The organism is Candidatus Poriferisodalis sp. (assembly GCF_965219595.1).
Lineage (GTDB): Bacteria > Actinomycetota > Acidimicrobiia > Acidimicrobiales > Poriferisodalaceae > Poriferisodalis.
In genome coordinates, this window is record NZ_OZ244781.1 from 2,293,143 (window position 1) to 2,304,106 (window position 10,964).

A 10,964-nucleotide genomic window follows, 5' to 3' on the forward strand; every position below is an offset into this window, starting at 1 on the left:
CGTCCGGAAGCGAACCGAGAGCCGTCGCATGCGTCCGACCTACGCTGCGAGGCCGTGGTCGGCCTGCACCCTGTCACTGAGGCGTTTGAAGCGGAACGCCTGACGGCAGTGCTCAGTCAGGACCTCGACACACCGCATCACGGCCCGACTGCCGCCGTCGCCGCAGTGGCGCGCTCGGGTGACAGTGGCCCCGAGATGCTCTTCATCGAACGAGCCACCCGCGACGGCGACCCGTGGTCGGGCCACATGGCGTTTCCGGGTGGGCGCACCGAGCCCGACGACGACGACACGTTCGACACGGCGGTACGCGAGAGCCGCGAAGAGATCGGATTCGACATCACCGCGCACGCCGGAGTGCGCTGGCTCGGCCGGCTCAACGATCTCGAAGGCAATCCGCGCTGGCGCGGCGCTGCGCTGCGGGTGACGCCGCACGTGTGCTGGCTAGACGGCACACGCCCCGCACTGACGCTGAACTACGAAGTAGCCGACGCGTTCTGGGTCTCGGTGGCAGAACTGGCCGACCCTCGACGCCACATCGACTACCACTACCCGCCTCGACCCGACGAGCGCTTTCCGGGCATCGAAGTCGGCCACGGACGGGTGATCTGGGGCATGACGCTGCGGATGCTGCAAGACCTGTTCACCCGCACCGGCCACCCCCTCCCGATCCAGTTCAGCCCATCCAGCTGAGCAAGCCCCGCCGCTGCGGCCTTGCGTCCGGTCGTGCCGATCGACGCGACTGCGGCGTCGGCGCGAGCACAGCGTCGCTAGGTGGACCCTCGACTGCGAGCGACTGCTGGAAGTTCGGTTCTAGAGAATATCAAAACTGACTCATTAGCTCTGAAACTAAATGTTACATAACTGTAATGTATCTGGCAGCATATAAACGTTCGTATGTCACAGGGGCTCGGTAGAGTGAACACATGTTCTCTCAGGTGCAGTCGGCGCTCGACTCGCTCGCAGCGGCCTTCGATGGTGTCGAGGGTGCGCCCACCGGCGAACTGCGCGACGCGCTGGGGCTGGCCAAGCCGCTGCGCGCCCGGCTCGAAGCGCTCGAGACAGCGGTGGCGTCCCAGATCGCCTCGCGAGAAAAGCACGGCGACGGCGGCGCAGGGGTGCTGCATCAGGTCGCTGCGGTCCCTCGCTCGGATGCCGCGCGCAACGTTCGCACCGCCGCCGAGCTCGAGCAGCTGCCCGACGCTCGGTCGGCGCTGGCTGGCGGCGAAATGTGCATGGCGAATGCCTCCCGCCTGGCCCGCGTCGCACGTCAGACGAGTCCAGAAGCAGTGCAGGACGATCCCGAGTTGATGGACTTGGCCAAGACGTTGCCGCCCGATGAGTTCGCTCAGGCCTCGGCGCGTTGGGCAGCGAAGCATCAGAGCGCCGCGAGCCTCGCCGACCAGCACCGCCGCAACCGGCGCAACCGCAACGTGCGCTTCTGGAACGGCGACGACGGCACCGTGCAGATGCGCGGCGCGTTCGACGCAGAGATGGGCGCCCGGATCCAAACTCGCATCCGCGACGAAGCCGAACGCCTCCGCCAAGCCGACCGCCGCCTGCAGCGCAGGGGCAGCGCCGCCAGCACAGACGGCCCCGACACCGGGCACACCGGCACTGCAAGCGACGGTCCGGCAGCCGGTGGCGTGGTGCGCACCCGAGACCAGCGCATGGCCGACGCCCTCGACGGCATCCTCACCCACCGCACGCCCGTTCCCGCAGCGCTTCCCGATTGCGCAGCCGGCTACGACACCGTCACTGACCGCACCGCCGCAGGCGATGGCGCGTCCGGCGACCTCAGCTGCGGCAATATCGGCGCGGGCTGTTGCCACAAGGCCTGCGACAGCACGGGCTCTGCAGGTCGAAAGGCCCAAGCGACCCAGATCATCGTGCGAGCCGACCTCGCAGACCTGCTCGACGACCACGACGGCATCGGAGAGATCGCAGGCACCGGCCCGGTGCCCGCCAGCGTCATCGACCGGCTCTGCTGCAACGCCGACATCTCCGTCGTGCTGTTCGGCAAAGAACTCACACCCCTCTACGAGGCAGTCGCTGCACGAGCACCTACCGCAGCCCAGCGTCGCGCCCTGATCGCCCGCGACGGCGCCTGCATCGGCTGCGGCGCCCCGCCCGGCGACTGCGAAGCGCACCACATCATCCCCTGGCTCTGCGGCGGTCCCACCAAGATCGACAACCTCGTGCTGGTGTGCTGGTCCTGCCACGACAAGATCCACGACCACAACTGGCAGGTCATCAAGCGCAACAACCGCTACCGGCTCATACCGCCCGACGCAGAGTCGGCGCCCAACCCCGCCAGATCCAAGAAGCCGACCCCGCGCCGCAACCCTGCGCCGCTGCAATACACCGCCCCTACCCACACGTTCGATGTATCTCGCGAACCCGCCCTGTTCCCGTAGCACGCACAACGGCAACATGGCCGTTCGAGCTAGGGACTCGGTGAGCGGTGCGTACCGCCTCCTCGAACGCGAGGCATCGCGTTTCCTCGACCCACATCCATTTGGAAGTCAGAGTTCGGAGATCGCACCGACGCTGGTGTGGGAGCCCTTGTCGGTTCGGTGGACTTCGATGCCGGTGCGGATGCGTACACGCAACTCGGATACATGACTGATGAGGCCGACGGCACGACCGCCCTCACGCAGACGGTCCAGTTCGTCCATGGCGAGGTGCAGCGCTTCGCTGTCCAGGGTCCCGAATCCTTCATCGACAAACAGCACTTCGAGGCGCACGCCGCCGGTGCGAGCAGTCACCACATCGGCGACACCGAGCGCCAGCGCCAGCGACGCTTGGAAGGTCTCGCCGCCCGAAAGCGTGGAGACCTCGCGCTCCGCTCCGGTGTGAGCGTCGTGCACTCGCAGGCCGAGTCCTCCCTTGGCACCATGCCGCTCGCTCTCCCGATGGACGCTGAGCCGATATCGGCTGCCGGACATGGCACCAAGCCGTCTATTGGCGAACTGGCATATCCGTTCCAAATAGGCCGACAGGATCCATCGCTGCAGGGACACCCTTGGAGCAAGTCGTCCACTACAGCGGTCGGCGACGGCGGTCCAAAGTTCGGCGTCGGCGAAAGCGCTGGCGTACTCGGCGTCCACTTCTCGATGGTCGTCCGCCCAGCCGCGAATTGCATCGCGCGCACTTGCGATCAGGGTGTGATGATCTCCGGCCTCCTTGGCCATCACGCGCTCCGCGTTCGCCGCCTCTTCAGCGGCCTCAGTGTCGGGTCGATCATCCGGAAGGCACTGCAAGTCATCGGCACCGAGGTCGCGTCGGGTGTCGCGCATTGCGTCGTCGTAGCTCTTCACTTCTTCCCGCAACTCGTCGCGCACGGCGTCGTCGAGCAAGGCAGATCGGGCCTCATCAGCGGAGGCGAACGGAGACTTTTTGAGTTGGGCTTCGAGGGTGCCGGCCAATGTGTGGAGCGCTGTTCGAGCCTTCGTCTGTTCCCCAACGGAAGTCTGCAAGTCGCTGAGACACGATTCGACAGCTCGCAGAGCCGCCACGGCTTCGTCGGGGTCAACCTCGCCGATCGCTTGGCTGATCGTGGATCTCAATTCTCCGGCTTCGCGCTCTGCCCTCTCGGCCGCGTCGAGAGCGAGTGCCGCGTCGGTCTCAGCTCTGCTGGACTGCTGCCGAGCCGAGTTCTCTTGGTGCCGGTGGTATTCGCTCGCCTCCCGCAGTTCGTGCTGGTTGCCGGCTAACTCGTTTGCCGCAGCCAATTCGGCGGCAGCAGATTCAGATTGTCTGGCCGCTGCGTCAGGATTATCGGCAGCGTCACCGGCCCGTCCGCGCAACTCATCAATCCGCGAGTTGATTCCCCGCAACACTTCTCTTGCACCGTCTTCGGCTTCGACGGCGCGCTCGACGGCAGCCGAAGCAGCTTCGAGATGCTCGTCGCGCACGGCGTCGTCGGCAGGCTCGGCCGGAATCGGATGCTCCGTCGATCCGCAAACTGGGCATGGAACAGCGTCGAGCAGTTCGCCTGCGAGTACGGCGGCCATGCCGTCGAGGCGCCGCTCACGAAGGTCGAGCTCTTCCTTGCGACGCTCGAGGGTTGTCTGATTCGCGTCCCTCACAGACTTCTCGGCGGCGTCACGCTTGGGTGCCAGCGACTGAAGCTTCGCAGCCGCTGCTGCCTGCTCGTGAGCGCTCTCGGAAGTGGTCGTGAGCGCCGAGATCCGACCAGCGGCCGACTCGGCAGCTCGCAGTCCTGCTTCCGCGAAGACTCTCTTGAAATCATGCTCCTCAGCGGTTTCGCGCCGTGCTTGCTGCTGTTCAAGATGGCATGTGGCGGACTCTCGCTTGGCAGCAGCCTCGGACTCTCGCTTGCTTGCAGTGCAGGCGTCCTCGGCGAAGTTGCCGAGTTCGTCCAGACGGTCGGAGACCTGTCTGCCAATTGGAGCGAGATTCGTCTGCAGCGCTGGGTCGTCGACGGCGGGGATGGCGAGTTCATCCGGGAGGCTCAGCGCATCGGCCATGCATTCTCGCAGGGTTGCGTATTGCGCTGAGAGTTCGGCGGTGCACTGATCAAGCTCGCTGCGAGCGTCCGCTTCGTCATCAAGCACGTGCCGTATCGCTTGAGCGTCGTCGGCCCGGCCAAGGGCTTCCCGTTTCGTGTCGATATTGGTCTCGGCGTCGACAAGTCTGCGCAGCAGCTTCTGAAGCTCATTGCGCCGATTCCAACGGCCAGCGAGCTGTCTCGCCTTGCTGTGGTCCTCGTTCGCCGCCTCGTACCTCGCATTGGCAGTCTTTGCGGCGTCAGCCGCATCGTCGGCGACCGATTGCGCTTGTTCGACGAGATCGTCGAGTTGGCTCTGATCGGCGGGCCACGGCGCATCGACCCGCTCGACGGCATCCGACGAAGCCACGGAACCAAGGGCGGGCCGTGACGCATCGGTTGACTCGACGGCGTCCGACGAAGCGCCGGAGCTATGGACAGTGCCGTCGCGTAGTCCGCTGCTTTCGTCTGCGGGCGACACCTCACGCCACCGTTCGGCGGCCGTTCGACGCAGATCGTGGAGCCGTTCTTCGAGACCTGTCGCCGTTGTCCGGTGCCGTTCGGCCTCGGCGTCCAGCCAGCTTGCGGCCGATTCGTAGATCGAGGTTTCGAACAGCGTGAGCAGCAGCTTCTCGCGCTCCCCGGACGTGGATCGGAGTGCTCTCTCGAATCGGCCCTGCGGGAGCAGCACTACCTGCTGGAACTCTGAGGCGGTGAGGCCGAGCAACTGCACGACTTCTTGGTCGACTTCTGGGATCTTCTCCGCGACTGGTTGCCACGTCTCGCCCACGAGACGTTCGAGAGCAGCGCTGGCCTTCTCGCCGGTGGTTCCGCTGCCGCGCTTCTTGGCACGTTCGTGTGCTGGGACGCGGTGTATGCGCCAGCGATCGCCTTGGACGGTGAACTCCAGATCCGCCCAAGGCGACACCTCAAGCGGAGCGTGGTCTGAGCGGAGCGTGTCATACGGGCGCGCCCCGGGGACCTCGCCGAACAATGCGAAGCACAGCGCGTCGAGCAGGAAGGTCTTGCCCGCACCCGTTCGCCCCCAGATGAGGAAGAGTCCCTCGCTGACGAGTTCGTCGAATTCGATCTCGACTTTGTCTGGGTAGGGACCCAGGGCGCAGAACGCGAGGCGGTGCGGCCTCATGATTCGTCCATTCCCGCGGCTGCTTCGAGTGCAGACGTCAGCGCTTTCTTCTGCGCATCTGACGCATCAGCGCCCTGCTGGTCTGCCCAGAAGCGAAGCGCAAGATCGAGCGGATTCTCCGAGTGTTCCACGGCGTGGGCCACGTCTTCGCTGCCGTTTCGAATCTGCCCGTCGGGCTGGTGTTCGAGCGTCACAGCGTGCTGAAAGCGAGTTTGAAGGCGCGCCATGGCTTGCAGGGGCAGTTCGGGGTCGGTGAGCAGGAAGCGCACTCGATCCTGCTCGGCCTCGCTGAATGCCGCGCTGCCGAGCAGGTCGGTCATGCGGCCCCGCAACGTACGCAGCGGGCGGCCGACACCCAGCGGGACAACCTCAGTGCTGCATCGGCCCTCTGCGTTCATCTCGACGATGCGCACCGACTTGGTGTCGTTCTCCTCAGAGAACGAGTAGGGGAGCGGGCTGCCGGAGTATGCGATACGGCCTTCGTCGAAGGCTTGGCAGCGGTGCAGGTGGCCCAGTGCCACGTAGTCGAACCCGCCGAACACGTCTAGGCCCACCCTGTCGATGTTGCCGATGCTGAGATCGCGTTCGGAATCCGACGGAGTTGCCCCGTCCACGAAGGTGTGCGCCACCACGACGGTGCGAGTCGGACCACCGGCGGCCGCCGCCCGGCGGATCAGCGTTGTGGCGAGTTCCGTGACGTCGTGGTGGCTGGCGCGTCGGGTTGCCTCGGCCTCGGGAGACTGCTGCCCGGCTAGCAGGGCGATGGCCGGGTCGTGGCGATCGGCTCGGCGAGACCCTGCCGTCCCTGCTTTTTTTGCCGCCTTTGCCTCTGTTTCCTCAGCCTCTGCTTGCGCGGCGCCTGCCGCCTCAGCGTCTCCGTCGAGTTGGTCGAGGTGCTGGCGGGCCAGCAGCGGCTCGAGGTAGGGCACCGGATAGACCCTGACCGGCGGTCCGCCGTCGTCGGCTTCCAATTGCAGCGGTTCAACGCACCGGGCGACCGCGCCCCGGACGGCGACACCCGCCTGCTCGAGGATCCGGTCGGCAACTGCTACCCGGTTCGGCGAATCGTGGTTGCCGGCAATGGCGACAACCGTCGCGCCCGTTTCGCGCAGGCGTACCAGGGCCTCGTCGAACAGACGCACGGCATCGGTTGGCGGGATCGCCCGGTCGTACAAGTCACCTGCGATCACGACTAGGTCGACTCTGCGGTTCCTAGCCAGTTCGACGATCCGGTCAATGATCTCTTCCTGCTCGTGCATGAGCGATGCGCCGTGGAAGCTGCGGCCCAGGTGCCAATCGGACGTGTGCAGGATGCGCACGGCCGCAGAGTACCGAGGGGCTGTGACGGGGAGCCTGGGGAATGGGGATTGCCGGGGCGAGAAACAGTGTGATCTCGTCGGCTCGCCGGGATTGTGCCAGCCAACTCCCGGTTCGTTAGTGTCCGCACACCGCAGGTCCCTGGATCGGGGCCGCCGGATGAGTCTCACGGCTCGGAGCAGGGGAGACGTCGATGAGCGCTGAATTCGAGTTGGAGCTGCTGAGTTCGGGGTGGGGCCTCATCGAGGGTCCGCGGGTGGACGAGCATGACAACCTCTATTTCTCCGATGTGCCCAACGGCGGGGTGCGCCGGCGCAGGCCTGATGGCGAGATCGAAGTGGTGGTGCCGAAGCGGCGCGGCGTGGGCGGCATGGTGCTGCACGCCGACGGCGGCGTGGTGGTGAGCGGGCGCAACATCCAGCACGTCACCGAAGCCGGATCGGAAGTGCTGTTCGCTCCCGACGTGGCCGGTTTCAACGACATGCACACTGATTCGTTGGGACGGGTCTACGTGGGCTCGCTGAGGCGTAACCCGTTCGACCTGTCGTCACCCGATGAGGCCGGCGAGCTGTATCGCATCAACCTCGATGGCACAGCCGATGAGGTGTATGGCGACGTGCAGCTCACCAACGGCATCGGCTTCTCGCCCGACGGATCGCGGCTGTATCACTCCGACAGCATCCCGGGCAGAGTGTGGGTGTCTGATGTCGACGGCGATTCGGTGACCAACCGCCGGGAGTTCGTGCGCGAAGGCAAGGTGCCCGACGGCCTTGCCGTGGATGTCGAAGGCGGCGTGTGGGTCGCGCTGGCCGAAGGCGCACGCGTGCAGCGCTACACGCCCGAGGGCGAACCCGATCTCGCCGTGCCGGTTCCCGACCAGTTCGTCACCAGCGTCTGCTTCGGCGGCGCCGACATGCGTGATCTCTACATCGTGACCGCTGGGGCGTCGGACGGCGGCGGCACGTCGGGCGGCGGCTGCATCTTCCGCACCCGCGCCCCTGTTGCCGGCGTCCCGACCCCGCTGGCCCGGGTGCGCTCGAGCCAGTGAAACTCGCGTCGATGGGAACAGTCCGGTGAGCGCCATCTTCCGCTGGTCATACGGGGCGCATGACGCACCGGTGCTGCTGTGCCTGCACGGCATTGGTTCGTGTGCGGATGCGTTCTTGGGTCAGCGCCCGCTGGCCGAGCGGCTCGGGATGCGGCTGGTGGCGTGGGACGCTCCCGGCTACCGCTATTCGGCCGATCCCGCCAGTGCCCCTGGCATCGACGGCTGGGCTGACGCGGCTGCATCGCTGATCACGGCTGAATCGGACGGCCCGGTCGCTGTGCTGGGCGTGTCGTGGGGCGGCGTCACGGCGACCCGTCTGGTGCTGCGGCACCCTGAGCTGGTCTCTGCGCTGGTCCTGGCCGACTCCAGTGCCGGCGCCGGCACGAAACCGGAACAGGCCGAAGCCATGCGGGCGCGGGCGATCGATTTTGTCGACCTCGGCCCTGAGGGTTTCGCAGCGGCCCGGGCGCAGCGGCTTGTCAGCCCTGACGCCTCCGCTGAGCTGCGGGCTCACGTTGCCGACATGATGATCCCGTCGATCCGCATGCCCTGCTACCAGTGGGCGTGCGACTCGATGGCAGAGTCGAACCACTACCCGGACCTTGAACGCATCGCTGTGCCGACACTGGTGGTGGTGGGCGAGCACGACGAGGTCACCCCGCCCCGCACATCACAGAGGCTGGCGGAGGGAATTGCGGGCGCTCGTTACGCAGAGATCAGCGACGCCGGCCACCTCGCCAACCAGGAGCAACCCGAGGCGTTCAACGACGCCATCGCCGACTTCTTGGCCTGACAGTGCCGCTCAGCGGGGAGGCAGCCGGATGCCGCCGTCGACGCGGATCACCTCGCCGTTCATGTACGGGTTGGTGATGCACTCCATGACCATGAAGGCGAGTTCCTCGCCGTAGCCCAGACGCTTGGGAAACAGCACGCTCTGGCCCAGGTGCGCTTTGAACTGCTCAGATTGCTCGCCTTCGCCGTAGATCGGCGTGTCGATGAGGCCCGGCGCAATCGTGTTGACGCGAATGCCGGTGGCGGACAGGTCGCGGGCGATCGGCAGGGTCATGCCCACCACGCCGCCCTTGGAGGCCGAGTAGGCGGCTTGGCCGATCTGGCCGTCGAAGGCCGCTACCGACGCCATGTTGACCACCGCGCCACGGGACCCGTCGTCGTCGGCGGGCTCGGTCTTGGCCATGGCCGATGCCGCCTGGGCGAGCATGTTGAACGAGCCGATGAGGTTCACATTGATCACGAAGCGGAACTGCTCGAGATCCATGGGCACGTTGTTGCGGTCGATCGTGCGCCCGGCACGGCCCAACCCGGCCGAGTTGACCAGCGCACGCAGCGGCCCCATCTCCGATGCGGCATCCACCGCGGCACTCGCGTCATCAATGCTGGTGACGTCGCAGCGCACGAACAGCCCACCGACCGACGATGCCACTTCGGCGCCGAGGTCGTCCTGCAGGTCGGCGATGACCACATGGGCTCCGGCTTCGGCAAGCTGGCGAGCGCTGGCCTCGCCGATGCCCGACGCTCCGCCCGTGACGATGGCTGATGCTCCGCTGAGGTCGAGACGCGGCATGTTGCTTTCCTCCAAGTCGTTTTCGCCGGATCGAAGCTAGCGTCGGCAGTCGGCATGTCGGAGGGTCCACCGCGATGAAGAGCGAGCGGGTTGCGACATTCGCCGCGCTGGGGGTTCCCGGGTTCCGACTTCTGTGGCTGAGCGGGGTGTTCTCGTTCATGAGCATTCAGATGCAGTTCCTGCTGCGGGCGCTGCTGGCCTGGGACCTCACCGAGAGCGAGAGCGCACTGGGCATCGTGTTCTTCGCCTTCGGCCTGGCACTGGGCGTGTCGACGCTCTTCGGCGGCGTGGCGGCGGATCGCCTCTCGAAGCGGCGGTTGATGCTGTTCGGCCAGATGGTGCTGCTGCTCGGCTCGGTGGGCATGGGCTTGGCACTGGCCACCGATGTCATCCACTACTGGATGCTGCTCGTCTCCAGCGCGCTGCAAGGCCTGATGTTCGGGCTGATCGGCCCGGCTCGCATCTCGATGACAACTGAGCTGGTCGGGCGTGAGCGGCTGGGCAATGCGATCACGCTGTCGTCGCTGTCGCTGAGCGGCAGCCGAGTTATCGCCCCGACCGGTGCCGGGCTGCTGGCCGGGTGGGCGCTGTTCGGGCTCGCCGGCGCCTACTTCGTCTCGGCGGCCATTGCGACGCTGAGCTTCGTGCTGCTGATGCCCCTGCCGGAGACGAAACGATCCGTTTCCGGCTCCAGCGATGACGCCCGACCCGTGCGCCACGCGCGCAGCAGTCCTCTGGCCGAGATCCGCGAAGGCATCCGCTACGCCATGAGCCGACCTGAGCTTCGGCGACCGATCGTGACCTCGATCATCGTGATCATGTTCGGCTTCAGCTACGTCGCCTTCCAGCCGGCGCTGGTCGAAGGCGTCTTCGGTCTCGGCGACGCCCATGTCGGGTTCATCTCCGGGGCGTCGTCGATCGGCGCGGTGGCTGCGTCGATCGTGCTCGCGTCACGCGCCGACTCGCCGGGCGCACACTCCATCCTGATCGGCCTGGGCTTCGCCTTCGGCGCTTCGATCGTGGCCCTCGCGTGGGCGCCGACCTATGCGATCGCCTTGGCGGTGACTGCGGCCATCGGGGCGGCATCTGTCGGGTTCATCTCGCTCATTCAGACGATCGTCATGCGTGCCACCGACGAGGCCTACCAAGGGCGCGTGCAATCGCTGGTGCAGCTTCCGTTCGCAGCATTCGCCATGGCGGCAGCGCCGCTGGGCGCCTTAGCGGAATGGGTCGGCGTGCGCGCCATGTTCTTGACCATGGGGATCGCCGTCACGCTCAGCATGGTCGTCTACTCGATGGCCGCCGTGAGCAACCGGCGACTGCCCCAGCCGGCGGGCTCGCAGTAGGCACGGCAAGCCCG

General features: G+C 66.5%; 8 protein-coding genes. 5 read left to right on the forward strand and 3 right to left on the reverse strand.

Annotation, left to right across the window (positions count from 1 at the left end; all coding sequences use genetic code 11):
- Nucleotides 1-54 precede the first annotated feature (54 nt).
- Nucleotides 55-690: an NUDIX hydrolase gene (locus ACOQPE_RS10220; RefSeq protein ID WP_420608809.1), complete on the forward strand. Its 636-nt coding sequence runs from the start codon at nt 55-57 to the stop codon at nt 688-690.
- A gap of 233 nt (nt 691-923) precedes the next feature.
- Nucleotides 924-2,414 (forward strand): HNH endonuclease, encoded by a 1,491-nt coding sequence (locus ACOQPE_RS10225; RefSeq protein WP_420608810.1) that lies wholly within the window; start codon nt 924-926, stop codon nt 2,412-2,414.
- A gap of 108 nt (nt 2,415-2,522) precedes the next feature.
- Here ACOQPE_RS10225 and ACOQPE_RS10230 read toward each other — a convergent pair whose 3' ends face one another.
- The gene (locus ACOQPE_RS10230; RefSeq protein ID WP_420608811.1) at nt 2,523-5,657 is read right to left on the reverse strand and encodes an AAA family ATPase; all 3,135 of its coding nucleotides are present in this window, start codon (nt 5,655-5,657) and stop codon (nt 2,523-2,525) included.
- Nucleotides 5,654-6,976: an exonuclease SbcCD subunit D gene (locus ACOQPE_RS10235; RefSeq protein WP_420608812.1), complete on the reverse strand. Its 1,323-nt coding sequence runs from the start codon at nt 6,974-6,976 to the stop codon at nt 5,654-5,656. The genes ACOQPE_RS10230 and ACOQPE_RS10235 overlap by 4 nt, the downstream gene beginning before the upstream one ends.
- A gap of 191 nt (nt 6,977-7,167) precedes the next feature.
- Here ACOQPE_RS10235 and ACOQPE_RS10240 point away from each other — a divergent pair, with 191 nt between their 5' ends.
- Nucleotides 7,168-8,022 carry an SMP-30/gluconolactonase/LRE family protein gene (locus ACOQPE_RS10240; RefSeq protein ID WP_420608813.1) on the forward strand — a complete coding sequence of 285 codons (855 nt, stop codon included), beginning with the start codon at nt 7,168-7,170 and terminating at the stop codon, nt 8,020-8,022.
- 25 nt (nt 8,023-8,047) lie between these two features.
- The gene (locus ACOQPE_RS10245) at nt 8,048-8,815 is read left to right on the forward strand and encodes an alpha/beta fold hydrolase (protein ID WP_420608814.1); all 768 of its coding nucleotides are present in this window, start codon (nt 8,048-8,050) and stop codon (nt 8,813-8,815) included.
- Nucleotides 8,816-8,824: 9 nt separating this feature from the next.
- On the opposite strand, the gene ACOQPE_RS10250 is transcribed toward ACOQPE_RS10245, so the two are convergent.
- On the reverse strand, nt 8,825-9,604 hold the full coding sequence (locus ACOQPE_RS10250) for an SDR family NAD(P)-dependent oxidoreductase (RefSeq protein ID WP_420608815.1): 780 nt from the start codon (nt 9,602-9,604) through the stop codon (nt 8,825-8,827).
- Between the two features lie 74 nt (nt 9,605-9,678).
- Here ACOQPE_RS10250 and ACOQPE_RS10255 point away from each other — a divergent pair, with 74 nt between their 5' ends.
- Complete coding sequence (locus tag ACOQPE_RS10255) at nt 9,679-10,950, forward strand: MFS transporter (RefSeq protein WP_420608816.1); 1,272 nt, start codon at nt 9,679-9,681, stop codon at nt 10,948-10,950.
- Nucleotides 10,951-10,964: the final 14 nt, after the last annotated feature.

Bases quoted from the DNA above. Each gene is read 5' to 3' on its own strand.
- ACOQPE_RS10240 (WP_420608813.1), top strand. From the start codon at position 7,168: ATGAGCGCTGAATTCGAGTTGGAGCTGCTGAGTTCGGGGTGGGGCCTC.
- ACOQPE_RS10250 (WP_420608815.1), bottom strand. From the start codon at position 9,604: ATGCCGCGTCTCGACCTCAGCGGAGCATCAGCCATCGTCACGGGCGGA.
- ACOQPE_RS10230 (WP_420608811.1), bottom strand. From the start codon at position 5,657: ATGAGGCCGCACCGCCTCGCGTTCTGCGCCCTGGGTCCCTACCCAGAC.
- ACOQPE_RS10255 (WP_420608816.1), top strand. From the start codon at position 9,679: ATGAAGAGCGAGCGGGTTGCGACATTCGCCGCGCTGGGGGTTCCCGGG.
- ACOQPE_RS10225 (WP_420608810.1), top strand. From the start codon at position 924: ATGTTCTCTCAGGTGCAGTCGGCGCTCGACTCGCTCGCAGCGGCCTTC.